At 65.1% G+C, this 25,935-nt stretch carries 19 protein-coding genes and 1 rRNA gene; 13 read left to right on the top strand and 7 right to left on the bottom strand.

The genetic code is table 11. The features are described 5' to 3' along the window. Positions 1-21: 21 nt before the first annotated feature. On the top strand, positions 22-4,026 hold the full coding sequence (hrpA, locus tag MHZ91_RS01810) for an ATP-dependent RNA helicase HrpA (protein ID WP_239212037.1): 4,005 nt from the start codon (positions 22-24) through the stop codon (positions 4,024-4,026). Positions 4,027-4,094: 68 nt separating this feature from the next. Here the strand turns inward: hrpA and lpxO are convergent, their stop codons facing one another. Beyond that, positions 4,095-4,994 carry a lipid A hydroxylase LpxO gene (gene lpxO, locus MHZ91_RS01805; RefSeq protein ID WP_175125717.1) on the bottom strand — a complete coding sequence of 300 codons (900 nt, stop codon included), beginning with the start codon at positions 4,992-4,994 and terminating at the stop codon, positions 4,095-4,097. A 150-nt stretch (positions 4,995-5,144) separates the two neighbouring features. On the opposite strand from lpxO, the gene dnaE reads away from it, so the two are divergent. Genes dnaE through MHZ91_RS01770 form a run of 7 tightly spaced genes read left to right on the top strand, consistent with a single transcriptional unit; the run spans position 5,145 to position 14,312 of the window. Then, the gene (gene dnaE, locus MHZ91_RS01800) at positions 5,145-8,636 is read left to right on the top strand and encodes a DNA polymerase III subunit alpha (RefSeq protein ID WP_239212034.1); all 3,492 of its coding nucleotides are present in this window, start codon (positions 5,145-5,147) and stop codon (positions 8,634-8,636) included. Beyond that, complete coding sequence (locus MHZ91_RS01795) at positions 8,636-9,739, top strand: glycosyltransferase family 4 protein (protein ID WP_175138732.1); 1,104 nt, start codon at positions 8,636-8,638, stop codon at positions 9,737-9,739. The genes dnaE and MHZ91_RS01795 overlap by 1 nt, the downstream gene beginning before the upstream one ends. Further along, the gene (locus MHZ91_RS01790; RefSeq protein WP_175125711.1) at positions 9,736-10,584 is read left to right on the top strand and encodes a polysaccharide deacetylase family protein; all 849 of its coding nucleotides are present in this window, start codon (positions 9,736-9,738) and stop codon (positions 10,582-10,584) included. Before MHZ91_RS01795 ends, MHZ91_RS01790 begins: the two co-directional genes overlap by 4 nt. Further along, positions 10,581-11,333, top strand: a complete 753-nt coding sequence (locus tag MHZ91_RS01785) for a glycosyltransferase family 2 protein (RefSeq protein ID WP_105238097.1) — start codon at positions 10,581-10,583, stop codon at positions 11,331-11,333. The genes MHZ91_RS01790 and MHZ91_RS01785 overlap by 4 nt, the downstream gene beginning before the upstream one ends. Further along, entirely contained in the window at positions 11,330-12,445 is a 1,116-nt protein-coding gene (locus MHZ91_RS01780) for a glycosyltransferase (RefSeq protein ID WP_239212024.1), read from the top strand. The genes MHZ91_RS01785 and MHZ91_RS01780 overlap by 4 nt, the downstream gene beginning before the upstream one ends. 18 nt (positions 12,446-12,463) lie before the next feature. After that, positions 12,464-13,189 (top strand): polysaccharide deacetylase family protein, encoded by a 726-nt coding sequence (locus MHZ91_RS01775; RefSeq protein ID WP_218345055.1) that lies wholly within the window; start codon positions 12,464-12,466, stop codon positions 13,187-13,189. Then, a complete protein-coding gene (locus MHZ91_RS01770) occupies positions 13,164-14,312 on the top strand; it encodes a glycosyltransferase family 4 protein (protein ID WP_218345054.1) in 1,149 nt (382 codons plus the stop codon). Before MHZ91_RS01775 ends, MHZ91_RS01770 begins: the two co-directional genes overlap by 26 nt. 27 nt (positions 14,313-14,339) lie before the next feature. Here the strand turns inward: MHZ91_RS01770 and MHZ91_RS01765 are convergent, their stop codons facing one another. Genes MHZ91_RS01765 through MHZ91_RS01755 form a run of 3 tightly spaced genes read right to left on the bottom strand, consistent with a single transcriptional unit; the run spans position 14,340 to position 16,370 of the window. Beyond that, a complete protein-coding gene (locus MHZ91_RS01765) occupies positions 14,340-14,621 on the bottom strand; it encodes a YkgJ family cysteine cluster protein (RefSeq protein ID WP_370647774.1) in 282 nt (93 codons plus the stop codon). Further along, entirely contained in the window at positions 14,618-15,382 is a 765-nt protein-coding gene (locus MHZ91_RS01760) for a YdcF family protein (RefSeq protein WP_175125700.1), read from the bottom strand. Before MHZ91_RS01760 ends, MHZ91_RS01765 begins: the two co-directional genes overlap by 4 nt. Positions 15,383-15,401: 19 nt before the next feature. Further along, entirely contained in the window at positions 15,402-16,370 is a 969-nt protein-coding gene (locus tag MHZ91_RS01755; RefSeq protein WP_175138725.1) for a glycosyltransferase family 9 protein, read from the bottom strand. A 103-nt stretch (positions 16,371-16,473) separates the two neighbouring features. Here MHZ91_RS01755 and msbA point away from each other — a divergent pair, with 103 nt between their 5' ends. The 4 genes from msbA to MHZ91_RS01735 all read left to right on the top strand — a co-directional run bounded on the left by msbA (position 16,474) and on the right by MHZ91_RS01735 (position 22,334). Then, complete coding sequence (gene msbA, locus MHZ91_RS01750) at positions 16,474-18,249, top strand: lipid A export permease/ATP-binding protein MsbA (RefSeq protein WP_191576494.1); 1,776 nt, start codon at positions 16,474-16,476, stop codon at positions 18,247-18,249. Between the two features lie 165 nt (positions 18,250-18,414). Further along, positions 18,415-20,220 (top strand): monovalent cation:proton antiporter-2 (CPA2) family protein, encoded by a 1,806-nt coding sequence (locus MHZ91_RS01745; protein WP_218345051.1) that lies wholly within the window; start codon positions 18,415-18,417, stop codon positions 20,218-20,220. Between the two features lie 134 nt (positions 20,221-20,354). Next, positions 20,355-20,582 carry a hypothetical protein gene (locus tag MHZ91_RS01740; RefSeq protein WP_175125694.1) on the top strand — a complete coding sequence of 76 codons (228 nt, stop codon included), beginning with the start codon at positions 20,355-20,357 and terminating at the stop codon, positions 20,580-20,582. A 261-nt stretch (positions 20,583-20,843) separates the two neighbouring features. Beyond that, a complete protein-coding gene (locus tag MHZ91_RS01735) occupies positions 20,844-22,334 on the top strand; it encodes a sensor domain-containing diguanylate cyclase (protein WP_239212012.1) in 1,491 nt (496 codons plus the stop codon). A 65-nt stretch (positions 22,335-22,399) separates the two neighbouring features. Here MHZ91_RS01735 and MHZ91_RS01730 read toward each other — a convergent pair whose 3' ends face one another. The 3 genes from MHZ91_RS01730 to rng form a co-directional block, all read right to left on the bottom strand. Next, positions 22,400-23,101 carry a DUF3053 domain-containing protein gene (locus MHZ91_RS01730; RefSeq protein ID WP_175125690.1) on the bottom strand — a complete coding sequence of 234 codons (702 nt, stop codon included), beginning with the start codon at positions 23,099-23,101 and terminating at the stop codon, positions 22,400-22,402. Positions 23,102-23,230: 129 nt separating this feature from the next. Continuing rightward, positions 23,231-23,500, bottom strand: a complete 270-nt coding sequence (locus tag MHZ91_RS01725) for a hypothetical protein (protein ID WP_175138721.1) — start codon at positions 23,498-23,500, stop codon at positions 23,231-23,233. Continuing rightward, positions 23,497-24,960, bottom strand: coding sequence for a ribonuclease G (gene rng / locus MHZ91_RS01720; RefSeq protein WP_218345251.1), 1,464 nt, complete (start codon positions 24,958-24,960; stop codon positions 23,497-23,499). Before rng ends, MHZ91_RS01725 begins: the two co-directional genes overlap by 4 nt. An 884-nt stretch (positions 24,961-25,844) precedes the next feature. Between rng and MHZ91_RS01715 the strand changes: the two genes are divergently transcribed. Continuing rightward, positions 25,845-25,935: ribosomal RNA gene (locus MHZ91_RS01715) — 16S ribosomal RNA — on the top strand; the annotation flags it as partial.

Raw genomic sequence — 25,935 nt, 5'->3', positions numbered from 1 at the left:
GGCTAATCGGATAAATCCTACATGCCTGAATCCTCCAGCCCGCGGGCGCCGAAGAAGCCGGCGCCGCGCGCCACTGACCGGGAGCAGACCCCGGAAGACGCCCGGCAAAGTGCTCAGCCGGACCCTCGGCAAGCCGCCCGGCAAGCCCCCCGGGCCCGTCCCGAAGGCCGCTCCGCCGCGCCCCGTCCCGAACGGCCCATCCCGGCCGTCACCTACCCCGAAGACCTGCCCGTCAGCGCACGGCGGCAGGAGATCGCGCGCGCCATCGCCGGCCATCAGGTCGTGATCGTCAGCGGCGAAACCGGCTCGGGCAAGACCACGCAGCTTCCGAAGATCTGCCTGGAACTGGGCCGTGGCCGCCAGAAGATGATCGGCCACACGCAGCCGCGCCGCCTGGCGGCGACCTCGGTGGCCAAGCGCATCGCCGAGGAACTGAACACGCCCATGGGCGAAGTCGTCGGCTATCAGGTGCGGTTCAACGACCGCACCGGGCCCAACGCGTCCATCAAGCTGATGACGGACGGCATCCTGCTGGCCGAGTCGCAGCGCGATCCGCTGCTGCGCCGCTACGACACGATCATCATCGACGAAGCGCACGAACGCAGCCTGAACATCGACTTCCTGCTGGGCTACCTCAAGCAGCTCTTGCCGCGGCGTCCGGACCTTAAGCTCATCATCACGTCGGCCACCATCGACGCCGAGCGCTTCGCCAAGCATTTTGCCGCGTCCGAAGACAAGCCGGCGCCCGTCATTGAAGTCTCCGGCCGTCTTTACCCGGTGGAAGTGCGCTACCGGCCCGTGCGCGAAGAGCCTGCCGCCGACGACAACGCGCCGGCGCCCAACAAGGCCGGGCGCGATCGCGAGCGCATGTCGGGCGACGAAGAGCGCGACCTGATCGACGCCATCGTCGACGCCGTCGACGAATGCGCGCGGCATGGTCCGGGCGACGTGCTGGTGTTCCTGCCCGGCGAACGCGAAATCCGCGAATCGGCCGAAGCGCTGCGCAAGCGGCACCCGGCCGGCACCGAAGTCCTGCCGCTGTTCGCGCGCCTGTCGCAGGCCGAGCAGGAACAGATCTTCCGCCCGCGCGGCAACGCGCGCCGCATCGTGCTGGCCACCAACGTGGCGGAAACCTCGCTGACGGTGCCCGGCATCCGCTTCGTGGTCGACAGCGGCCTGGCCCGCATCAAGCGCTATTCGTGGCGCAACAAGGTCGAGCAGCTGCGCATCGAGCCCATCAGCCGCGCCTCGGCCAACCAGCGCGCCGGCCGTTGCGGCCGGGTGGGGCCGGGCGTCTGCATCCGGCTCTACGACGAGCTGGATTTCAACAACCGCGCGGCCTTCACCGATCCCGAAGTGCTGCGCTCGTCGCTGGCGTCGGTCATCCTGCGGATGAAGTCGCTCAAGCTCGACGACATCGAACAATTCCCCTTCGTCGAGGCGCCGCCGGGACGGGCGGTGGCCGACGGCTACCACCTGCTGCAGGAACTGGGCGCCATTGAACTGGCGTCGGCGTCCGACGACGACGCCGACGACGGGCGAACAGGCGCGTCTTTTGTCCTGACCCGCACCGGCGATGAACTGGCCAAGCTGCCCGTGGACCCGCGCATCGGCCGGATGATCCTGGCCGCGCGAGAACACCAGTGCCTGGCCGAAATGCTGATCATCGCCTCGGCGCTGTCCGTGCAGGATCCGCGCGACCGCCCCATGCAGGAGCGCGAGGCCGCCGAGGCCGCGCACGCCAAGTTCGGCGACGACAAGTCCGAGTTCATTTCTTTCCTGAAACTGTGGCGCTGGTATGGCGAGCAGGTGCAGCACAAGGCATCGCAGCGCAAGCTGGTGGGCCTGTTGCGGCAGAACTTCCTGTCGCCCATCCGCCTGCGCGAGTGGCACGACGTGCACACGCAGCTGTCGGCGCTGGTGGGCGAGCAGGGCTGGCGCGTCAATCAGTCCGAAGCCACGTACGAACAGCTGCACATGGCGCTGTTGTCGGGCCTTTTGGGCAACATCGGTTTCAAGAGCGACGAAGGCGGCAGCTACCAGGGCGCGCGCGAAATCCGCTTCCACATCCATCCGGGCTCGCGCCTGGTGAAGAAGGCCGGCCGCTGGATCATGGCGGCCGAACTGGTCGAGACCACGCGCCTGTACGCGCGCTGCGTGGCGCGCATCGACCCGGTGTGGCTGGAAAAGGTCGGCGCGCACCTGATCCGCAAGAACTGGTCGGACCCGCGCTGGGAAAAGAAGGCCGGGCAGGTCGTGGCCAACGAGCGGGCCACGCTTTACGGCCTGGCCATCTACACCGGCCGTCGCATTCACTACGGCCGTGTGAATCCCACCCATGCGCGCGAACTCTTCATCCGCCAGGCGCTGGTGCCCGGCGAGATCGACACGCGCCTGCCGTTCGTCGCGCACAACCGCAAGCTCATCGCGGGTATCGAAAAGCTTGAGCACCAGACGCGGCGGCCGGACATCCTGGTCGATGACGAGCTGATCTACGCGTTCTACGACCGGCAGCTTCCCGCCGACATTTCGCAGACCGCATCGCTGGAAAAGTGGGTGAGCGGCCTGGACAAGGCGGCCGCCGCCAAGCTGATGCTGACGCGCGACGAGCTGATGCGGCACGAGGCGGCCGGCGTCACGACCGATGTCTTTCCCAAGAAGGTGGAATGGCAGGGCGTGTCGATGGCGCTGGACTATCACTTCGAACCCGGCTCGCCGCGCGACGGCGTCACGCTGTCGGTGCCGCTGTTCGCGCTGAACCAGATCGATCCCGCGCGCTGCGAGTGGCTGGTGCCCGGCATGCTGAAGGAAAAGGTGCACCTGCTGCTCAAGTCGCTGCCGCAGAAGCTGCGCCGCCATTGCGTGCCGCTGCCCGACTACGCCGCGGGCTTCTACGACCGCTGGTTCGAGCGCCTGGCCGACCCGCAGACGGGGTTGGTGGATGCCATCATCGCCGACATGTGGGACCAGGTGCAGATCCGCCCGGCGGTGGGGGACTTCAAGCTGGAAACCCTGCCGGCGCATCTGTTCATGAACTTCCGCGTCGTGGACGAGCACGGCCGCATGCTGGCCGCCGGCCGCAATCTGGCGCAACTGCGCGCCGAATTCGGCAAGCAGGCTCAAGCCACCTTCCAGCAACTGGCGGCCAGCGACACGCAGGTCGCGCAGGCGCTGGCGCACGAGAACCTGACCTCCTGGTCGTTCGGGCCCTTGCCCGAGATCATGGAGATCAAGCGGCGCGGCCAGTCCGTCATCGGCTATCCGGCCCTGGTGGACCGAGGGGCGCATTGCGACCTGGACGTGTTCGACGATCCCGACGAGGCGCGCAAGCACCATCGCGCGGGCCTCTTGAAACTCTTCCGGCTGGGCCTGCGCGAGCAGGTCAAGTTCCTCGAAAAGAACCTTACCGACCTCACCAAGATCAGCATGCTGTACATGACGCTGGGTACGCAGGAAGAGCTGCGCGACCAGATCATTGACTGCGCGCTGGGGCAGGCGTGTCTTGCCGAGCCCTGGCCGGTGAACGAGCAGCAGTTCGAAGCCCGCCGCGCCGAGGGCAAGGGCCGGTTGGGTCTGCTGGCCCAGGAAGTCGCGCGGCTGGCCGGCGCGGTGCTGACGGAATATGCGGCGCTTCAACGCAAGCTGCCGCAGGCCAAGCCCCACGCGGCTGCGTACGCGGATCTGCAGCAGCAACTGGGTGCGTTGATGCCCAAGTGGTTCATCCGCGACACGCCGTACGCGCAGTTGTCGCACTTTCCGCGCTACCTGAAGGCGGCGGTTGCACGCATCGACAAACTGCGCGCCGACCCGGCGCGGGACGCGAAGCTGGTGTCGGAAATGGCGCCGCTGGTCACGCAATACCAGCGTGCCCGCGCGGCGCTGAAAGGCGCGGCCGATCCCCGCCTGGACGAGTTCCGGTGGCTGCTCGAGGAATTGCGCGTCGCGCTCTTCGCCCAGGAGCTGCGCACGCCGATGCCGGTGTCGGTCAAGCGGCTGATGAAAAGCTGGGAATCGTTGCAACGCTAAGCGCTAGCTGACGCCGCATGCAAAACGGGCCGCAAATCGCTTTGCGGCCCGTTCTTTTTGCGGCGTCTTTACAGCGCCAGGAACCCGACGATCACCAACGCGATCAGCCCGTACTTCGTGGCCTTGTACGCCGTGCGGTTCCACTTCTTGAACGCCTTGCGCTTCTGGTCGATCACCCAGTGCGCGTGCGTCAGCTTGTTGATGGCCCCCGTCTGGTCGCCGCCGTCGTTGGGCGAGCTGGCCGCCGACATGACTTTGCGGCCGAACCAGCGGTTGAAGGCCTCGGCCCAGCGCCACTTCAGCGGACGCTCGACGTCGCAGAACAGAATGATCCGGTTCTCGCCCGTCTTGTTGTAGGCCTCGTGGACGTAGGTCTCGTCGAACACCACGCTTTCGCCATCGCGCCAGCTGTAGTGCTCGCCATCAACGATGATGTGGCAGCCGTCGTCGTTGGGCGTGACCAGTCCCAGGTGATAGCGCAGCGACCCGGCAAACGGATCACGGTGCGGATTGAGCTGGCCGCCCGGCGGCAGCTCGGCAAACATGGCGGCCTTGACCTTGGGCAGGCCCTTCAGGATGGCGACCGTCTTGGGGCAGAGTTCCTCGGCCGAGGGGTGGCGGGCGTCGTACCACTTCAGGTAGAACCGCTTCCAGCCATACTTGAAGAACGAGTTGAAACCGATGTCGTTGTGGGTGTCGGCCGCCTTGATCCGGCGAAGCTCGGCCATCTGCATGGCCTCTTCGCGGATCGTCTCCCAGTTGTCGTCCAGCACTTTCAGTTCGGCGATTTCGCTGGTCGTCAGGTACGGCGTCGTGGGCACGCGGGACGTCAGCACCATGAACGCGTTGATCGGCGCCAGCAGCACCGAATGGTCCAGGAATTGCCGTCCCAGGGGCAGTTTGACGCGGCCTCGGAAGTGCGCGAACAGGATGGCGGCCAGCCAGATCCCAGGTATTAACCATTTCATAGGTATGTCTCGTCGTGCGACGGGGTAGTGCGTTATGGGCGGTATTGTCCCACAAGCCTCCCGGGCGGATCCCGTCAGGGCGGGATGCAACTGGCGGATTCTGATGCAAGGATTGTTCTAGGGCGGTCGGCCGCTGGGTACAATTCCGCCATGTCCGAAGCCGTAACGACCCCGACCCCATTTGTTCACCTGCGCGTCCACTCCGAGTTCTCGGTCGTGGACGGTACGGTGCGTATCCCCGACCTCATCAAGCGCGTGGCCAAGCTGGGCCAGCCCGCCGTCGCCCTGACCGATCTATCCAACCTGTTCGGACTGATCAAATTCTATAAGGGTGCACGCGGCGCGGGGGTCAAGCCCATCGCAGGCTGCGACGTCTGGATTTCCAACGACGAAGATCCGGCGAAGCCCTTCCGCCTGCTGTTGCTCGTGCGCAACCACCAGGGTTACCTGAATCTGTGCGAACTGCTGTCCAAGGCGTTCCTGACGAACCAGGGCAAGGGCCGGGCCGAAATCCGCCGCGAATGGCTGCAAGGACAGGCTGGTCTCATCGCCCTGTCCGGCGGGCGCGCCGGCGACGTCGGGCAGGCGCTCGAGGCCGGCAACGCCGTGTCGGCGCTGGCCCTGGCGCGCCAGTGGGCGCTGATGTTCCCCGGCAGCTACTACGTCGAATTGCAGCGCGCCGGCATGGACGGCGACGAAGGCTACTGCCAGGCCGCCATGCGGCTGGCCTCGGAAGCCGGGCTGCCGGTGGTCGCCACCCATCCCGTGCAGTTCCTCGACGAATTCGAATTCCAGGCGCACGAGGCGCGCGTCTGCATCGCCGAAGGTGAAATCCTGGCCAACCCGCGCCGCGTGCGCCGGTTCTCGAAAGAGCAGTATTTGCTCAGCTCCGGGGAAATGGCGCGCCGGTTTGCCGACGTGCCGTCGGCGCTGGCCAACACGGTCGAAATCGCCAAGCGTTGCAACCTGAGCCTGGTGCTGGGCAAGCCGCGCCTGCCCAATTTCCCCACGCCCGACGGCGTGACGCTGGACGATTATCTGGTCCAGCTCTCCGAAGAGGGCCTCGAAAAGCGCATGGAGTTCCTGTTCCCGGACGTCGCCGAACGCGAGTCCAAGCGCGAGCAGTACTACGAGCGGCTGCGCTGGGAGTGCAAGACCATCATCCAGATGGGCTTTCCCGGCTACTTCCTGATCGTTCAGGACTTCATCAACTGGGGCAAGAACAACGGCGTGCCGGTCGGCCCGGGCCGGGGCTCGGGCGCCGGTTCGCTGGTGGCCTACGCGCTGGGCATCACGGACCTCGACCCCATCCGCTATGACCTGCTGTTCGAGCGCTTCCTGAATCCCGAGCGGGTCTCCATGCCCGACTTCGATATCGACTTCTGCCAGGACAACCGCGAACGGGTCATCGACTACGTCAAGGAAAAATACGGCCGCGCCGCCGTCAGCCAGATCGCCACGTTCGGTACGTTGGGCGCCAAGGCCGTGGTGCGCGACGCCGGCCGTGTGCTGGACATGCCCTACATGTTCTGCGACGGCCTGTCCAAGCTGATCCCGTTCAATCCGATGGATCCGTGGACGCTGGAGCGCACGCTCAAGGACGAGCCCGCCTTCAAGGACCGCTACGAGCAGGAAGAAGAAGTCCGCGCGCTGGTCGACCTGGCCAAGCCGCTCGAAGGCCTGACCCGCAACATCGGCATGCACGCGGGCGGGGTGCTGATCGCGCCCGGCAAGCTCACAGACTTCTGCCCGCTGTATTGCCAGCCGGGCCAGGAAAACAGCGCGGTCTCGCAGTTCGACAAGGACGACGTCGAGGCGGCCGGCCTGGTGAAGTTCGACTTCCTGGGCCTGCGCAACCTGACCATCCTGGACTGGGCCGTGCGCTACGTGCGCCAGTTCAACGCCGAAAAGCGCGACTTCGACGTCATGGCGCTGTCGCTGGACGATCCGGCGGCCTACAAGATCCTGTGCGACGCGAACACCACCGCGGTGTTCCAGCTTGAATCGCGCGGTATGAAAGAGCTGCTCAAGAAGCTGCGGCCCAATACGTTCGAAGACATCATCGCCATGCTGGCCCTGTATCGTCCGGGGCCGCTGGAATCGGGCATGGTGGACGACTTCGTGAACCGCAAGCACGGGCGCGCGGCGGTCGATTATTTCCACCCGGACCTGGAAGCTACCCTCAAGAGCACCTACGGGGTCATCGTCTACCAGGAACAGGTGATGCTGATCTCCCAGATCATCGGGGGCTATTCGCTGGGCGGCGCCGACCTGCTGCGCCGGGCCATGGGCAAGAAAAAGCCCGAGGAAATGGCCAAGCACCGCGAACTGTTCGAACAGGGCGCCAAGGAAAAGGGCCACGATCCGGATCTGGCGGTCAAGCTCTTCGACCTGATGGAGAAGTTCGCGGGCTACGGCTTCAACAAGTCGCACTCGGCCGCGTACGCGCTAATTTCGTACCAGACCGCCTGGCTGAAGGCCTACCACCCGACCGAGTTCCTGGCCGCCACCATGTCTTCGGACATGGACGACACCGACAAGGTCCAGATCTTCTGCCGCGACGCCCAGGACAACGGCGTCGAGGTGTTGCCGCCCGACGTCAACCATTCTGGCTACCGGTTCGAACCCGTCGCTGACAAGCACACCGAAAAAGGCAAGCCGCCGCGCACCATGCGTTACGGGCTGGGCGCGGTCAAGGGCACCGGGCAGGGCGCCGTCGAGGACATCCTGCGTGCGCGCAAGGAAGGCGGCCCGTTCCTGAACCTGTTCGACTTCTGCCGCCGCGTCAGCAAGCAGGCCGTCAACCGCCGCACCATCGAGGCCCTGATCAAGGCCGGCGCGTTCGACACCATCGAGCCGAACCGCGCCGCGATGTTGGCCTCCGTGCCCACCGCCATGGAAGCGGCCGAGCAGGCCGCGCGCAGCGCCAACCAGGCCTCGCTCTTTGGCGACGACAGCGGCGACGTGGTCGCGGGCGAGCTGGCCAAGGTCGCGCCGTGGGATCTGCACAAGAAACTTACCGAAGAAAAATCCGCGCTGGGCTATTACTACAGCGGCCACCTGTTCGATGCGTGGCGCGACGAAGTGCGCCGCATCGTGCCGATGCAGCTGGCCCGCGTGGAGCCGCAGCGCGACCTGCAATGGATGTGCGGCGTGCTGGCCAGCGTGCGCGTCATGATGACCCGCCGCGGCAAGATGGTCTTTGCCGTGCTGGACGACGGCACGGCGCAGGTGGAAATCTCGGTCTTCAACGAACTCTTTGAAAAGCACCGCAACCGGCTGCGCGAAGACCAGCTCGTCATCGTGCAGGGCAAGGTCAGCAACGACGACTATTCCGGCGGCATGCGCATCGTCGCCGAGCAGCTCTATGACCTGCAGCTGGCGCGCGAAGCCCGCGCCAAGTCGCTGCGCGTCAAGCTCAACGGCAGCGCCGATGCGGCCCGTCTGCGCCAGATGCTCAACCCGTTCCGCGCCGAACCCGAGAACGGCATTCCAGGCGTGCCGGTCGACATCGTCTACACCAAGAACAATTTCCTGTGCACGGTCAGGCTAGGCGAGGAATGGCGCGTACGCATGGCCGACACGCTGCTCGCCAACCTGAACGCCTGGACCAAACCGGACGGCGTGGAGGTCACGTACTGATGTCTTCCAGTCTACGTATCGTGCATTCGGAAGCCGCCACCGCCTTTGGTGGACAGGAAGGACGAATTTTCAAGGAAATGCATGCCATGCGGGCGCGCGGGCATCATGTCGAAGCGATCTGCCAGCCGCGCGCGCAACTGACTGAGCGTCTGCGGGATGCCGGTTTCACCGTGCATGCCGTCGATATGAAGGGGACGGTGGCCTATTTGAAGGGCGTCCCCGCCGTCCGCCAGATCCTGAAGGCGGGGCGCTTTGACGTGCTCAATACCCACAGCCGGCGCGACACGGTCATCGCCGCCCTGGCCGGGCGCATGGCAGGTACGCCCCTCATCGTGCGCACCCGCCACCTGTCCAACGTGGTCGGCTCGATGTGGTCTTACACCATCCTGCCGCACCGCGTCACCGCCGTCAGCGACCATGTGCGCGAATACCTGATCAGCCGCGGCGTCCCGGCCGAGAAGATCGCGACCGTGTATTCGCCCATCGTGCTGCCCGCGCCCGTCGAGCACTCCACCTTGCGTGACGAACTCGGCCTGGCCGACGACGACATCGTCGTGGGCTGTGTGGCCGTCATGCGCGCCACCAAGGGCCACAAGGACCTGATCGACGCCATGGCGCCGCTGATGGCCGTGCGTCCGAAGCTGCATCTGGTGTTCGTGGGCGCCGGTTCGCCGGTCTTCGAGCAGACCCAGGCGTACATTGCTCAGCGCGGCCTGCAAGACCGGATCCACCTGATGGGCACGCGGCGCGACGTCCCCAATCTGCTGGCGGGATTCGACCTCTTCGCGCTGGCCACCCAACAGGAAGCCTCCGGTACGGTCTATGTCGAGGCGCAGGCGAGCGGGCTGCCGGTCGTCGGCACGAACGTCGGCGGCGTATCCGAGATGTTCCGGGACGGCGTGACGGGCTTTCTGGTCCCGCCCAAGAACTCGCTCGCCTTGACCACCGCACTCGAGCGCCTGATCGACGACCCGGCCCTACGCCGCACCATGGGCGAGGCCGGCCGCAAGATGGTCTGGGAAGAGGGCGTGTTTTCTCCCGCGCGCCTTGCGGAAACCACGGAGGCGATCTATACGCGCTGGCTGGCGGAGCGCCGCAAATGAACGCGCCCAACGTTCCGGTGCTGATGTACCACCACATCACGCCGGCGGGTGGCATGATCGCCGCGACGCCCGACGTCTTCGAAACGCAGATCGCGCGCCTGGCGCGCGCCGGCTACCAGTCGCTCACCACCGCGCAGTTCGCCGCCTACCTGGCCGGCGGCAGCGTGCCCGAACGCTCTGTGCTCATCACCTTTGACGATGGCTACCTGAACAATTGGGTGCACGCGCATCCCGTCCTGGCCCGCCACGGCATGCGCGCGGTCCTGTTCACCATCACCGGCTGGATCGGCGACGGCCCCGTGCGGCCGCATGCGGGGCAGGGCGGCGCGCTGCCCCCGACCCCCGATCACCACGCCTGCAAGGAACTCGTGGCGTCGGGCCGCGCCGACGAGGCGATGCTGCGCTGGAGCGAAATCGAGGCCATGCAGGCCGCCGGCACCTTCGAGTTCCATTCCCATACCAACACGCACACCCGCTGGGACAAGGTCTGTGGCGCGGATGTGGCCGCCAAGCGCGAACGCATCGCGCAGGATCTGCACGATTCGCGCGACACCCTGATCCGCCGGCTTGGCGGCGTGAGCGATCACCTGTGCTGGCCGCAGGGTTATTTCGACGCCGACTATGTGGCCGCCGCGCGGCAGGCCGGTTTCCGGCACTTGTACACTACCGACCCTTTCGGCCAGAACCTGCCCGGCACGGATCCCGGCCATATCTATCGCTTCGCGGTGCGCAATCTGGGCGGGTCCTGGCTGAACCGCCGGATCTGGCTGTCGCGCGACCCGTTCTGGGGACCGCGCTATCACGCCTGGAAGGCCTGGAAAAAGCGTCTTAGGAATCGCGGATGAAGCTATCAGTCATCATCATCACCAAGAACGAAGCGGCAAATATTGCCGCCTGCCTGAAGTCCGTGTCGTTCGCCGACGAGTTCATCGTCGTGGATTCGGGCAGCACCGACGGCACCGTGGAACTGGCGCAGGCGCTTGGGGCCCGCGTAGAAGTCACCGCCGACTGGCCAGGTTTCGGTCCGCAAAAGAACCGCGCGCTGGATCTGGCGACGGGCGACTGGGTGCTGTCTATCGACGCCGACGAGCGCGTCACCCCCGAGTTGGCGCAGGAAATCCAGGACGTGCTGCGCGCGCCCCGCGCCGACGCCTACGAGATCGCGCGCCTGTCCAATTTCTGCGGGCGCGACATCCGCCACAGCGGCTGGTGGCCCGACTACGTGCTGCGCCTCTTCAAGCGCGGCACGGCGCGCTTCACCGACGCCGCCGTCCACGAGCGGGTGGTGCCGGCCAACGGCCGGCCCCTGCAGATGCGCGGCTACTTCAACCACTATCCGTACGACAACCTGGACGCGCTGATCAACAAGGTCAACCGTTACTCGTCCGACGCCGCAGCCATGATGTATGCCAAGGGCAAGCGCACCTCGGTCTTCGGGGCGCTGGGCCACGGCTTCTGGACCTTCGTGCGCATCTACCTGATCCGGCGCGGTTTCCTGGATGGCCGCCACGGACTCGTGCTGGCCGTCACCGCGGCGGCGGGCAGCTTCTTCCGCTACTCGAAGCTGATGTTCCTGGCAGAAAACAAAAAGTGAAGATCCTCTACACGAACTTCCACGCCGGCAACGGCGGGGGGCACGTCACCTACATCATCAACCTGGCCAAGGCGCTGGCCCGCGATCACGACATCACCGTGGCGGTGCCCGGCACCAGCCGGCTGTACCGCTACGCCAAGGCCATCCCCGGGGTGACGGTGGTGGACATGCGCTACACGACCCGCCCGTCGTCCTGGTTCAAGGACCGCGCCCGGCTGCAGCGCCTGATCGCCGAGGGCCGGTTCGACATCATCCACGCCAACGGCTCGGCCGACCACAAGCAGGTCATGCTGGCCACGCTGGGCATGCGGCGCCGTCCGCGCATCGTGTTCACCAAGCACAACGATCACCCGCTTTCCAGTTTTGGACACAAGCTGCGGGTGGCGCTGGCGACGGATCACGGCATCGCCGTCAGCGACTACATCCGCGGCATGATGGAGCAGTCGCCGTACCGCAAGCGCCCCATCACCACCATCCGGCACGGCATCGATACCAATTTCTTCGCGCCGCCGCCGCCCGAAAGCCTGGACAAGCTGCGCGAACTCTTCTTTGGTCCGGATTGGCAAGGCAAGCTGCTGCTGGGCAGCGCCGGGGGCACCGACTACGACAAGGGCTGGCTGGACCTGGTGGCCGCCGCGGCCGCGCTGCCGCCGGCCGACAAGGCACGCATCTTGCTGATGGTGGCGGGCGATCCGCCCACCGAGGCCAAGCTTGCACGGGTGCGCGAACTCGGCATGATCGATCAGGTCAAGTTTCCGGGGCTGCTCGACGACGTGCGCGCGGCGCTGGCGTCCTGCCATGCGGGCTTCGTCCTTTCTTACCGCGAGGCGCTGTCGTTTGCCTGCCGCGAGATCATGGGGCTGGGCCTGCCCGCGCTCGTCAGCGATGCCGGCGGCCTGCCGGAGAACGTAACGGACGGCGTGGACGGCTGGATCGTGCGGGCGCGCGACGTGCCCGCCATGACCGCCAAGCTGCGCTACATGCTGGACAATCCGGAAGTCGTCCGACAGATGGGCAGCAAGGCCCGTGAAACAAGTTTGCGCGACTTCAACCTGGAGCGTTTCGCGCAGGCTACGGTGGATGTGTATCAGCGTACGCTTGGCGGACAGTGACCCATATAATGTCGAGCTATGTCTATTCCAATCCTTATGTATCACCAGATCGGCGAGCCCAACCCCAAGGGCACGCCGTTTCGCGGATTGACGGTACATCCTGATAGCTTTGCTCGGCAGATGCGCTGGATGCGCCGGCTCGGTTACCGCGGGCTGTCCATGCGCGACGTCATGCCGTATGTCCGTGGCGAGCGCCAGGGCAAGGTATTCGGCATCACATTCGACGACGGATTTCGCAACGTGCATCACAACGCGATGCCGGTATTGAGCGAATTGGGGTTCACCGCCACCAACTATTTCGTGGCTCGGCAGTTCGACGGCGGCAACGTGTGGGACCTCCAGAAGGGCATCCCGTTTTCGCCGCTGATGACCGTGCAGGAAATGCGGGAATGGGCGCAGGCGGGCAACGAAGTCGGTTCGCATACGCTTGACCACGTCCATCTTCCCGAGCTCTCGCCCGAAGAAGCGCGGCGCCAGATCGTCGAGTCCAAGGACGAGCTCGAACAGGCGCTCGGTGCGCCGGTCACCGCGTTCTGTTATCCGTACGGCGACCACGGCCCGGAGCACCAGGCCATGGCGCGCGAGGCTGGATACGACAATGCCACGCTCACCAAGCGCGGCCTGGCGGCGGCGTCCGACGATCCCTTCGGTCTGCCGCGGGTGACGGTGGCGCGCTCCACCAACATCATCCGTTTTCTCCAGAAGTGCCTCACCCGGTATGAAGACAGCCGCCGGCGCCCATAATCGGCGGCTTCGCATTGCGCTGTTGGTGGACCGCTTCGGCAATCGTTTCGGAGGCGCAGAGGCGTATGGCGTCGAGCTGATGCGTGTGCTGGGCAAGCGGCACGACGTCACCGTGGTCGCCCGGGATTTCGACAGCGATCTGCCATTCGATTTCTTGCCCGTGCGGTTTCCAGGGTGGCTGCCAAGCTGGACCCGGGTGCTGTATTTTGCCTGGCGCGCTGACCGTCTCACGCGCGGCCGCTTCGATATCGTGCATTCGCACATGAACGGCTGGGCGGGCGAGATCCAGGTCATGCACGTAACGCCAGTCCGCTACAACCACGTCACCCGGGTCAAGCCGCTGCAGCGCCTGACCGCCTGGCTCAGTCCGCGCCTTGCCACCTATCTGACGCTGGAATGGCTGCGCGTGCGCAAGACCCCCCGGCGCCGCGTGGTCGCGGTGTCCGGCCTCATCATGGACCAGCTCCACCGCAGCTACGGCGAGCAGCTTCCCGTGGACATCATCGCTCCGGGTGTCAAACTGCCGGCACCGGATGGCAACGGCGCCCGCGCCGCCCTGCGGGCGCGGCTGGGCTGGGATGCCGACACGATCGGCTGTCTGCTGGTGGCGCGCAATCCGCTGCGCAAAGGCCTGCCGGCGCTGCTGGATGCGCTGGCGCTGCTGCCACCCCAATACAAGCTGCTGGTCGTAGGCGCCGACGGACCCACGCGCGATCGAGTCCGCGCCGCGGGCGACGTCGCCTCCCGTGTCACCTTGATCGATCCTACGTCGGACGTCGGCCAGTATTTCAACGCAGCCGACATCTACGCCCATCCGACGCTGAACGACAGCTACGGCATGGCGCCGCTGGAAGCCATGTCGCATGGCCTGCCGGTCATTGTCAGCTCCCCGGTCTATTGCGGATTCGCGCAGTATCTGACGGCGGGCACTGACGCGCTCATCCTGTCGGACCCGCGTGATGGCGCCCAGCTGGCGCAGGCGCTGGAAAGCCTGGGGGCGAACCCCGAGCTGCGCGCAGCGCTCACGACGCGCGGCCTGGAAATCGCCCGGGACCAAAGCTGGGAGACCGTAGCGTCGCGCTTCGAGGCGCTGTACGAACAGGTGCTGCTTGAGCGCAACTGAAAAAAAACGGGGCTGCGAGCCCCGTTTTCAGTGGTGCGGCGCTGTCGCCCGTTCCAGGTCGGCCAGCCAGTGGATGGCGTGTTCGCGGTCCGAGCCGCACATCTCGTGTTCCGGCTGCAGTCCGCCGCAGAAGTCCGGGCGGGAAGGCTGCCCAAAGATGGCGCACCGCATGTCCGGCAGCAACTGAATACAGGGCACGCCCGCGGGCTTGCCGTGCGGCATGCCCGGAATGGGCCGCGTGATCGACGGCGCGATGCAGCAGGCGCCGCATCCCGCGCGGCATTCCAGCGCGGCGGCGGCCAAGCTCATACCCATCCGCGCAACCAATAGACAAAGAGCCCGGCGTATTCTTTCACGATCGAGCGGCTGGCGTCGAACGTACGTTCGTCGGGCAGCCACAACGGCAGCGAGCCGTCAGCCGGCGCCACGATCTGCGGCGGCGCGGGGGCGGCAATCACTTCCACGCCCTGCTTGGAAAAGGCCGCCATCGCGCGGGGCATGTGCAACGCGGACGTGACCAGGAGCACCTTGCCGATGCCGCGGGACTTGAGCTGGTCCTCGGTCAGCGTGGCGTTTTCGTAAGTGGTGCGGCTGGCGTTTTCCAGGATCAGCGCCGACTCTGGCACCCCTTGCTGGCGGATCGCGTGCGCCATCCCGCGGGCTTCGCTGACGTCGCCTTCCAGGGCGCCGCCCGACAGCAGGACCTTGGGCGCGCGGCCCGCCAGATACAGCTGGGCGGCCGCGTCCACGCGTACGATCGCCGTGTCCTTGTCATAGGGCAGGAACCAGTTGGCGCGGCCGTTTGCCGTGTTGCCGCCCAGCACCACGATCGCGTCTGCCGTTGGCATTTCGGTGGGCGGTTTGTGCGGATACCGGTTCTCCAGGGCGCCGCCGGCCCACAGCGACGTGGCGGGCAAGGACCAGGCCAAGGCCCAGAGCAGACCCGCGGCAACGAGGGTCAAGCCGATCTTGCGAAGCCGGAACAGTCCCAGCACCAGGCCAAGGACCACCAGAGTGATGCACAAGTTGAAGGGAATGATCAGATTCGTGAGATAGCTGGAAAAGGTCATTTCGAGACTGTCCTGATTACTACGTACCATCCAGCAGGCGCTCGGCCTGCCGTGTCACTTCTTCCTGCGACGGCCACGCCTGGTCGGAGCCGACGCACACCGCGCGCGGGGACCAGGGGCCGGTGCGCTGCGGTTGCGTCACGCCGAACAGCGTGAGCTGCCGGGCCGATGCCGCCGCCGCCACGTGCGACACGCCGGAATCGTTACAGATCACCAGCGTGGCCCGCGCGGTCAAGGCCGCAAAGGCGCCCAGTCCCAACGGGGGCAGCAACTGCGCCGTGGGCGCATTGCGCCGGGCTTCGTCGGTTTCGGCCGGAGGGGGGCACATTACCACGGTATGGCCGCGGGCCTGCAGGGCGCGCGTCAGTGTATCGAATCCCGGCCAGACCTTGATCCGGCCCTTGTGCAGGCCGGTGGCGGTCGGCGCGATCAGGACGAAGGGCCGGCCGTCCAGCCCGGCTTGGACCAGCGCCTCGCCGGCCGCGCGCTCGTGCGCCGCCGTCAGCGGCAGGTCCAGCGTCGGCCCCGGCTTGGCCGGACCGCTCGGCAGATTCCACCGGGTCAGCGCTTCGCAGGTGAGGTGATGCCAGGACTCGACGGCGTGCATCGGCTGGGCGGGCTTGGCGAACGGCCAGCGCAGCAGGAAGCTGCGCCCATCGTCGCGATAGCCCGCCGACGGCACGCCGGCCAGGCGGAACACCAGCGCGCTGGACAGGGAATCCGGCAGCAGCAGGCCGCGGGCGCGGCGGCCTTGCGCACCCAGCCCCCGGCGGTGCGCGCTGACGGCCGCCCGGTCCGGGCCCACCTTGCCTCGCATGGGAATGAAATCCAGCTTGTCCACGCCATCGAGCAGATCGCGGGCCCAGGGACGGGCGCAGAGGACCAGGGGGAGACCGCTTGCGGCCAGGGCACGCAGGCTGGGCAGGCTCATGCAGACATCGCCCACCCAGTTGGGCAGGCGGACATACAGGCAACTGATATCGGACATGGAAGGGCGCACGGGCGCGGATAGGGCTAAGGGGGCGGGGACGGCGCGCACGCGCGCAGCCGGTACAATCCTGGGCACAATTGTATAAAAGCGAGTGATCCCTTTGAATTCTGCCGCACGGAATGCGCCAGCGGGCTCCCAACCCGTCAAATCCGAACTCTGGTCCCGGATCTACAGCCGCGTGGGTTCCTATTGGAAGGGTTTGTTGGCGGCTGTCCTGCTGATGGCGGGCGCCGCAGCCACGCAGCCTGTGCTGGCGGTCATCATGAAGCCCCTGCTCGATGGCGGTTTCTCGGGCGCCAAACCGTATTACGTCTGGGCGCTGCCGCTGGCGGTCGTCGGCCTGATCCTGCTGCGCGGCATCTGCAACTTCTTCAGCGACTACCTGCTGGCCTGGGTGGCCAACAACGTGCTGCTCGGCATGCGGCGCGACATGTTCGAGCGCCTGCTGGGCCTGCCCGACGCGGACTTCAAGCGCGGCGACACCGGCCGCCTCCTGAACCGCTTCACCATCGACGCCGGCAACGTTACCGGTTACGCCACCGACGTCATCACGGTGCTGGTGCGCGAAACCCTGGTGGTCATCGCCCTGATCTGCGTCCTGCTCTATATGTCGTGGGTGCTGACGCTGATCATCCTGGTCATGCTGCCGGTCTCGGTCATGATCTCGCGCTTCTTCATCAAGCGCCTGCGCCGCATCAACCGTGAAACCGTCAACATGAATGCCGAGCTGACCCGCGTGGTCGGCGAAGGCATCGACGGCCAGCGCGTCATCAAGCTGTTCGACGGCTACGAAGTCGAACGCGGCCGTTTCGATTTCGTCAGCCGACGCCTGCGCCGCTTCGCCATGCGCACGGCCACCGCCGACGCGGCCCTGACCCCGCTGACCCAGGTCTGCATCTCCATCTCGGTGGGCGCGGTCATCGCCGTGGCGCTCAGTCAGGCCAACAGCGGTTCGCTCACCGTGGGCAGCTTCGCCTCGTTCATGGCCGCGCTGGCCCAGATCTTCGACCCCATCAAGCGCCTCACCAACGTGGCCGCCCGCATGCAGAAGATGCTGGTGTCGGCCGAAAGCGTGTTCACGCTGATCGACCAGGTGCCGGAAAACGACACCGGCACCAAGGAACTGCCCGAGCCCGTGCGCGGCAAGGTCGAATTCCGCAACGTGTCGCATCGCTTTCCCGATGCCGACCGCGACACGGTCAACGACATTTCCTTCGTGGTCGAACCCGGCCAGACCGTCGCCCTCGTGGGCCGGTCCGGCAGTGGCAAGACCACGCTGGTCAACATGCTGCCTCGCTTCGTGCTGGCCGATAGTGGCCAGATCCTCGTGGACGACGTGCCCGTCGACGACCTGACGCTGCGCAGCCTGCGCTCGCACCTGTCGCTGGTCAGCCAGGACGTCGTGCTGTTCGACGACACCATCGCGGCTAACGTCGGCTACGGCGCGCTGGGCAAGTCCAGCGAGCAAAAAGTGCGCGACGCGCTCGCCGCCGCCAACCTGCTCGAGTTCGTTGAAGGCCTGCCGCAGGGCATCAACACGCCGGTGGGCGAAAACGCCGCGCGCCTGTCCGGCGGCCAGCGCCAGCGCCTGGCGATCGCGCGCGCGCTCATCAAGAACGCACCCATCCTGATCCTGGACGAAGCCACGTCCGCGCTCGACAACGAATCCGAACGCCAGGTGCAGGCCTCGCTGGAGCGCCTGATGAAGGGCCGCACCACGCTGGTCATCGCGCACCGCCTGTCCACCGTGCAGAACGCCGACCGCATCATCGTGCTGGACGCCGGACGGATCGTCGAACAGGGGCCGCACGCCGAACTCCTGGCAGCCGACGGCCTGTACGCCTCGCTGTACAAGATGCAGTTCCGGGAAGACTGAGCCGTCGCGCGTCGTTCCCCAGCCGCCGCCCTTCGGGGCGGTTTTTCATTGCCGAAGTTCCTGTTTGCCAATCCCGTGGTTTGCCGGAAAATGGCCCCAGCCCGTGCGTAGCGGGCTGGGCGGCGTCCCAGGCGCTTCGGCCCGCCATGCAACCAGGAGCGCTCCATGGCCCTGCCTTCCGAAGGCAATCAAGTCCTTAACGTCGTCGTTCTGCTCGGCGCAGCGGTGATTGCCGTCCCCTTGTTCAAGCGCCTCGGGCTGGGCTCGGTCCTGGGCTATCTGGCCGCCGGTCTGGCGATCGGCCCCTTCGGCATCGGCTTTTTCTCCGATCCCAAATCCATCCTGCACGTCGCGGAACTTGGCGTAGTGATGTTTCTGTTCATCATTGGCCTCGAAATGCAGCCGTCGCGCCTGTGGAAGTTGCGCGGCGAGATCTTCGGGCTGGGCGTCGCGCAGGTCCTGGTCTGCGGCGCGCTGCTCACGGGCGTGGGCTTGCTGGCCGGCCTGTCGGGCGCCGCCGCGTTCATGGCGGCAATGGGTTTTGTGCTGTCGTCCACGGCCATCGTGATGCAGATCCTGGCCGAGCGCGACGAGACCACCAGCGCGCAGGGCCAGCGCATCGTCTCCATCCTGCTGCTCGAAGATCTGGCGATCGTCCCGCTGCTGGCGCTGGCTGCCTTGCTGGCGCCCGCGGGCAGCGGCAGCGATGGCGATCCCTGGTTGCAGGCGGCCATCGCGGTCGGCTGCATTCTGGCGCTGCTGGCCGCCGGCCGGTGGCTGCTCAATCCGCTGTTCCGCCTGCTGGCCGCGGCGCACGCGCGCGAAGTCATGACCGCGGCGGCATTACTCGTCGTGCTGGGCGCGGCGCTGCTGATGGAACTGGGCGGACTTTCCATGGCCATGGGCGCATTCCTGGCTGGCGTCCTGCTGTCCGAGTCCACGTTCCGCCATCAGCTCGAGGCAGAGATCGAACCCTTTCGCGGCATCCTCCTGGGCCTTTTCTTCCTGGGCGTGGGCATGTCGCTGGACCTGTTGGCCGTGGCGCGCGAATGGCCGCTCATCCTGGCGGGCGTCGTCGTCTTCATGGCCGTCAAGTCCGTGGGCGTGTATGTCGTGGCGCGGCTGCTTCGCGCGACGCATGCCGAAGCGATCACCCGGTGCGCGTTGCTGGCGCAAGGCGGCGAATTCGCCTTCGTGCTCTACAGCGCGGCGGCGGAAAAAGGCATCTTCGATGCGCATACCGGCGCGGTGCTGACAGCGGTCGTCATCATTTCCATGGCGCTCACGCCGCTCTGCGTCCTGGCGCTGCGCTGGCTGTTGCCCAAGCCCGTGCCCTCCATGGACGGCGTGGACGTGGCGCGGGACTTGGACGGTTGCGCGCTGATCGTGGGTTTTGGCCGTTTCGGCCAGATCGTGACCCAGGCGATGCTGGCCCGCGGGGTCAAGGTATCCATCCTCGACACCGATACCGACGCGATTCGCGCTGCGGCGAAATGGGGCGTCAAGGTGTATTACGGGGACGGTACGCGTGCCGACATGCTGCGTTCGGCGGGCGCCGAGAATGCCTGCGCCATCCTCGTGTGCATCAACGACCCGCGAGCCGCCACGCATATGGTGCAACTCATCAAGTCCGAATTTCCGCTGGTGCGCCTGGTGGTGCGGGCCTACGACCGCATTCATTCACTGGCGCTTGCCCGCGAGGGCGTGGATTTCCAGGTCCGCGAAACGCTGGAATCGGCGCTGGTGTTCGGCGAAGCGGCGTTGCGCGCCATCGGCGTGCCCCCGGACGAGGCCGAGGAGGTCATCCAGGACGTCCGGCAACGCGACACCGAACGCTTCGACCTCGAGGTGGCGGGCGGGCTGTTCGCCGGCCGCTCATTGCTCTACGGAAATATGACTGGTCAACCGGATGGCATAAACGACCGGCCGGACCGCGAAACCGGCGACGCCGCCGCAAGTCCATCCGCCTGACGGTTGTTTTTCGGCGCGCATTTCGGCTTCTTTGCATTACTTTACGCATGATTTCACGCGCAAAATCAAACGGCTAGGGTAGATTAATCCGCATGACGCTTCACTCAGGAAGCGCTTTTTGCCAGGGGGCTGCCATGCTGCAAACGGACCGTAATTCGACCACGTCGCACGTCATCGGAATCGAGCTTGCCCGGCGTCAGGCCATGACGCTTCGCTGCGGGTTCTCGGGGGTGCTGACGCGCCAGTTGATGGCGCAGGCCGGCGCGGTGGGGCCCGCATGGGCCATCAACGCCCACCGCGAAACCGACAAGGCGCGCGGCGCCAAGGCCTTTCCCTTCCGCATCGCCGCCGCAGTCTCCTGAAATTCGGCTCGGGCGCGCCGCGCCCGTCACCAGCTTCGCGCCGCGCCCGTCACCAGCTTCGCGCCGCGCCCGTCGCCAGCTTTGCGCCGCGTCACCTGCGGCCCCATCCCGCCATCAATACCGCCACCCGCGCTGATCGCCGCCCACGGTTCCGTGCCCCGGGCGGCGATGCCTTGCGCCCGGCATCGGACACCGGCATCATCATGCAGAACTTGCAGATGAACTACGCCACCCCGAACGCTATCGCGAAGGAGCGCCGTATTGAAATCCCGCGGGATCGTGCACCGCACGCTGTACGCGCTGGCCGGCCTCGTCGCCATCGGTATCTGTGCAGCGGCCATTTCCCTGTTATGGATGGATCGCCGCGTCACGTGGGAAGCCGCCTACGTATCGGCCCGCAACCTGGCCAGCGTGCTCGCCGCGGACATCGGCCGCACGTTGCACGTCTACGACCTTTCGCTGCAAGGCGTGGTCGAGCGCCTGCAAGACCCCGGCATTGCCGACCTCGACCCGCAATCGCTGCACCGGTTCCTCTTCGACCGTTCAGCCACGGCCGCGTATCTGGGCGCCATCGTCGTGCTCGACGCCCAAGGCAACATACGCTACGACTCGCTGGCCTTGACGCCGCCCAAGCTCAATTTCGCTGACCGCGATTACTTCCAGGTCCACCGGGACGCCGACGACACGGGACTCTTCGTCAGCCGGCCGTACAACAGCCGCTTGCGCGGCGGCGATGAAAGCATCGCCATCAGCCGGCGCATCACCAACCCCGATGGCAGTTTTGGCGGCGTGGTGGCCGGGTCCCTGCGCACGGCATATTTCCGCGACCGCTTTGCCGAAGTGTCCATCGGTCCGCACGATGCCATCACGGTCTTTCGCAACGACGGCGCCGTTCTCTTGCGCAATCCGTACTCCAGCGCCGACGCCGGCAGCGGCATCGACGTGCCGCTCGACTTCCAGCAATACCTGATCGGCCGCGAGGGCGCATTTGTCGGTGTGCTGTCGCACGACGGCGTCAATCGGCTCTACGCGTTCGACGCCATCGAGCGCACGCCGCTCGTGATCGACGTTGCGCTGGCCGTCGATGACCTGCTTGAACCGTGGGTGCGGCGCGCCGCGCTGATCGTGCCCATTACGTTGGCGCTCTTTGCCTCGGTCATGGCGCAGATCGTTCTATTCAGGCGCGAGATGCGCTGGCGGCAGGCATTCGAAGCACAGTTGGCGCGTCAAGCGCAGACAGACGGGCTGACCGGCATCGCCAACCGGCGCACCTTCGACGACACGCTGCAAGTGGAATGGGCGGCCGCGCGGCGCGATCGCACGCCGTTGTCGCTGCTGTTTCTGGATGCCGACCACTTCAAGCGCTACAACGATCGGTATGGTCACCAGGAAGGCGACGTGCTGCTCCGGACGCTGGCCCTCACATTTCAGAAAAGGGCCCGCCGACCGCGCGATCTGGCGGCCCGTTACGGGGGCGAGGAGTTTGTGGTGCTGCTGCCCGAGACCGGCCTCGAACAAGCACAGGACATTGCCGAAGGCATCCGGCGCGCGGTCGCGGAGCTGGCCGTTGCGCATGAGGACAACGAAGGCGGTATCGTCACCGTCAGCATCGGCGTGGCCACGGCCTTGCCACAGGGAGACGATGGATCGGCGGCGCTTGTGGAAGCCGCCGACGCCGCGGTGTACCAGGCGAAGGCATCCGGCCGCAACCGCGTGGTTGCGGCGTCCGGCGTGATAACCGCGCCGGCATGAAAAAGCCCCGCCGCACCTTCAGGTGGCGGCGGGGCGATGCGCAGTGTCGGGTATTGAAGCGGCGCTTAGCGGCCCATCACCACGGCTTGCAAACGGGTCTGGGCCTGCTGCACGTTCTTGGCCTGCGCATTCATCTCTTGCAGCAGCTTGTTCAGCTCGGCCTGCACGGCAGGGTCCGTCACGGACACGCTGTTGCCGGAGATCTCGATCTTCGACTTGTTCGCTTCGACGTAATCGGCAACCTTCAGGGCGACGTCGTAGGTGGCGTTGATCTGCGGCAGCACATCGGCAAACGTATCAGCCGGCAGGGTGATGGTCTTCTCGTAAGCCTTGTCGTACACGACCTTCAGGTCTTCAGGTTGCTTGAGCTGGGCGCGCGCCGCGTCGGCCTTGGCACGGTGTTCCTTCAGCGCCGCATTCATGTCGTTCAGACCGGCACGAACCGTCTTCAGGTCCTCGCGACGCGACACGATATCGTTCACCGAGCGCACCTGACCCTTCTGCAGGATCCCCGACAACGGCTTGACCGAAGCGTCCATGCCCGCGTTGAAGTCGGTGATCACCGCGTATTGGGCCGCGTAATCGCCAAACGACTTCTTTTCTTCATCCGTCAGTTTCGGGACGCGCACGCCCGGCTTGTCCACGATGCGCGTTTGCAGGAACTGCGTGAACGCGGCGCGCTGTTCGGGCTCCTTGTCGCCGCAGGCGGCCAGCACCAGCGGCAGGGCCGCGATCAGCACCAGGAACGGACGGAATAGGGACTTCATTGCAATGACCTCCGATTGACTAGGGAAAAGCGCCGAGGCGGTTACCCACCCGGCAAAGCGCCCGCAGCTTATCGATAACCCTTAGTCGCCGCCATCGGTTTCAGAATTCATTGCAAACGAAGCGTTAAGTCACAAAATCCATACATATCGAGTTGAAGCGTATGGGCGAATCAGGTAGGCCTCGTCACATTCGCTATCGCATTGCACGGGCAGCGCGGTGAAGAACGGCTCGCCGTGCGGTTCACAGCCCGGCTCGCCGGCCAGGATGCGGTCTTCAACGGCGTCACGTTTGCGCCGCGTGAACTCGTGGATCTCGTGAAGCAAGAAATAAAAAAGCCGCGCAAACGTGCGCGGCTCTTCATTCGGTCCGATGACTAGGCATTCATCTGATGCCGTCATACCAGGATGATGTCGTACTTCTCCTGAGAGTACGTCGCTTCCACTTCCAGCGACACCCGCTTGCCCACGAAGTCACCCAGCATCGCCAGGTGCTGGCTTTCCTCTTCCAGAAAAAGGTCGACCACTTCCTGCGAAGCCAGAATGCGAAACTCCTTCGGGTTGAACTGCCGTGCTTCTCGCAGAATCTCCCGCAGGATTTCGTAGCAGACCGTGCGCGGCGTGCGCACATTGCCGCGCGACTCGCACATGGGGCAGGGCTCACAAAGCTGATGCGCCAGCGAATCGCGCGTGCGCTTGCGCGTCATTTCAACCAGACCCAGCTGCGTAAAGCCATTGACCGTCATGCGGGTCCGATCGCGTGACAGCGCCTTCTTCAGTTCCGCCAGCACCGTGTCACGGTGTTCCTGTTCCTCCATGTCAATGAAGTCCAGGATCACGATGCCGCCCAGATTCCGCAAACGCAGCTGGCGCGCGATCGCCTGCGCCGCCTCGAGGTTGGTCTTGAAGATCGTGTCATCGAAATTGCGGCCGCCCACAAAGCCACCCGTGTTGACGTCCACCGTCGTCAACGCTTCCGTCTGGTCGATGATCAGATAGCCGCCCGACTTCAAGTCGACCCGGCGCGACAGTGCGCGCGCAATCTCGTCATCCACATTCGCCGTATCGAACAAGGGCCGTTCGCCGCTGTAATGCTGGATGCGGTCCACCACCGACGGCGTGTAGACTCGCGCCCATTCCAGCATCGCGGCAGTCGTCGTCCGCGAATCGACCAGAATCGACCCGGTATCGGGCCCGACCATGTCACGCAGCACGCGCTGCGCCAGCGTCAGGTCCTGGTGCAACAGCGCGGGGGCGGGTTGCGTGCGGGCCGACGCTTGCACACTCGTCCACAGCTTGCGCAGATACTCCACGTCCGCCGTCAGCTCAGCGTCATTGGCGCCCTCGGCCTGCGTGCGCACGATGAACCCGCCTTTTTCATCAGACGGCATCAACGCTTGCAGACGTTCCCGGAGCTGGATGCGTTCCGACTCCGAATCGATCTTTTGCGAAATCCCGATATGCGGATCGTGCGGCAGGTACACCAGCATCCGCCCCGCCATGCTGATCTGCGTGGAAAGCCGCGCGCCCTTGGTGCCAAGCGGATCCTTGACCACCTGCACCATCAGGGTCTGTCCCTCAAAAATCAGCTTTTCAATCGGCGTGGGCGTCAGCCCTTGACTGCGTTCGGCGCGATTCTCACGAAGGTCCGCAATATGGATGAACGCCGCACGCTCCAACCCAATGTCGATAAAGGCGCTTTGCATCCCTGGCAGCACCCGGACGACCCGTCCCAGATAAATGTTGCCGACGTGGCCCCGTTGAATGCTTCGTTCGACGTGCAGTTCCTGAACCGAACCTTGTTCCACCAGCGCAACACGGGTTTCGAACGGGGTGACGTTGATCAGGATGTCTTCGCTCATGGCGATCGCAGGGGGCATAACGGGTCTGTCTCCAATGAGATGCGGCGTATAGGCGAATAGTAAACGTACATGCTAGTCCGCCATCAGGGGCTGCCGCCCTCTATATATATAGGGAAGACCGTTCGCAAGCCATGCCGCTGTCGACGGAGCAGGGCAGATCGGCTGGAAACCTTAGAGGCCAACAACAATTTTGCGACGCCGCCATGACAGCGCAAAATTCTGTGCTATAGTCTCGCTCCTTCGCAGCTCACACAGTTTTTGAGACGCGAAGCCAAGCAAGTGCAACAGGCGAGGCGGGGCATCCCGGCATCGCCTGCCGCAACGGCAATCAGAAATGAGCGCTTCGCGGTTATTGCAAGGATCGACGCAAATTAGGCAGAAGCCAGTTGCAAGATCTGCAAAAATTGTGCTATAGTCTTGGGCTTGGTAGTTGCTGAAAAATTAGGGTTTACCCTGATGTTTCGATAGCTACTAGGATAGGACGAAAGTCCTGGCGAGACCTAAAGAGGTCGCAGCAAGAAAGCAAAGCAAAATGCGAAGCTGGCTTGACAAGCGATAAAAACTTCTTCATAATCTCGTTTCTCTGCTGCAACGACAGCGACGACGCGAAAGCGAAGTTGGTCGAAGTTGAAAGCAGAAACCAGTAGTACAGAATTTAGCAGTACCGCTCTTTAACAATTAAACAACCGATAAGTGTGGGCGCTTGATGCGAGTGCAGCGGTTTGGGTTTCGGCCTGGATCGCAAGCACAAGAAATCAAGTGCTCACTAGAAGTGAAGTACCTTAGACGTCAAGTTTAAGAACATACCTCACTTCCTTTGAGTAGCGACGTATGACCTGGTTTGGATTTATTCAGACCAAGAATACGAAACAAATACAGAGATTAAACTGAAGAGTTTGATCCTGGCTCAGATTGAACGCTAGCGGGATGCCTTACACATGCAAGTCGAACGGCAGCACGGACTTCGGTCTGGTG

This window comes from Achromobacter sp. ACRQX (assembly GCF_022346505.1).
Taxonomy (GTDB): domain Bacteria; phylum Pseudomonadota; class Gammaproteobacteria; order Burkholderiales; family Burkholderiaceae_B; genus Achromobacter; species Achromobacter animicus.
This window is presented reverse-complemented; position numbering and strand designations above follow the sequence as displayed.

Excerpts from the sequence above, each read along its gene's own strand:
- MHZ91_RS01760 (WP_175125700.1), bottom strand. The coding sequence starts at position 15,382 with ATGACCTTTTCCAGCTATCTCACGAATCTGATCATTCCCTTCAACTTG.
- MHZ91_RS01740 (WP_175125694.1), top strand. The coding sequence starts at position 20,355 with ATGCTGCAAACGGACCGTAATTCGACCACGTCGCACGTCATCGGAATC.
- MHZ91_RS01770 (WP_218345054.1), top strand. The coding sequence starts at position 13,164 with ATGAAGACAGCCGCCGGCGCCCATAATCGGCGGCTTCGCATTGCGCTG.
- lpxO (WP_175125717.1), bottom strand. The coding sequence starts at position 4,994 with ATGAAATGGTTAATACCTGGGATCTGGCTGGCCGCCATCCTGTTCGCG.
- MHZ91_RS01775 (WP_218345055.1), top strand. The coding sequence starts at position 12,464 with ATGTCTATTCCAATCCTTATGTATCACCAGATCGGCGAGCCCAACCCC.
- MHZ91_RS01765 (WP_370647774.1), bottom strand. The coding sequence starts at position 14,621 with ATGAGCTTGGCCGCCGCCGCGCTGGAATGCCGCGCGGGATGCGGCGCC.
- MHZ91_RS01795 (WP_175138732.1), top strand. The coding sequence starts at position 8,636 with ATGTCTTCCAGTCTACGTATCGTGCATTCGGAAGCCGCCACCGCCTTT.
- rng (WP_218345251.1), bottom strand. The coding sequence starts at position 24,960 with ATGAGCGAAGACATCCTGATCAACGTCACCCCGTTCGAAACCCGTGTT.
- MHZ91_RS01790 (WP_175125711.1), top strand. The coding sequence starts at position 9,736 with ATGAACGCGCCCAACGTTCCGGTGCTGATGTACCACCACATCACGCCG.
- MHZ91_RS01785 (WP_105238097.1), top strand. The coding sequence starts at position 10,581 with ATGAAGCTATCAGTCATCATCATCACCAAGAACGAAGCGGCAAATATT.
- MHZ91_RS01725 (WP_175138721.1), bottom strand. The coding sequence starts at position 23,500 with ATGACGGCATCAGATGAATGCCTAGTCATCGGACCGAATGAAGAGCCG.
- MHZ91_RS01745 (WP_218345051.1), top strand. The coding sequence starts at position 18,415 with ATGGCCCTGCCTTCCGAAGGCAATCAAGTCCTTAACGTCGTCGTTCTG.
- MHZ91_RS01755 (WP_175138725.1), bottom strand. The coding sequence starts at position 16,370 with ATGTCCGATATCAGTTGCCTGTATGTCCGCCTGCCCAACTGGGTGGGC.
- dnaE (WP_239212034.1), top strand. The coding sequence starts at position 5,145 with ATGTCCGAAGCCGTAACGACCCCGACCCCATTTGTTCACCTGCGCGTC.
- MHZ91_RS01730 (WP_175125690.1), bottom strand. The coding sequence starts at position 23,101 with ATGAAGTCCCTATTCCGTCCGTTCCTGGTGCTGATCGCGGCCCTGCCG.
- hrpA (WP_239212037.1), top strand. The coding sequence starts at position 22 with ATGCCTGAATCCTCCAGCCCGCGGGCGCCGAAGAAGCCGGCGCCGCGC.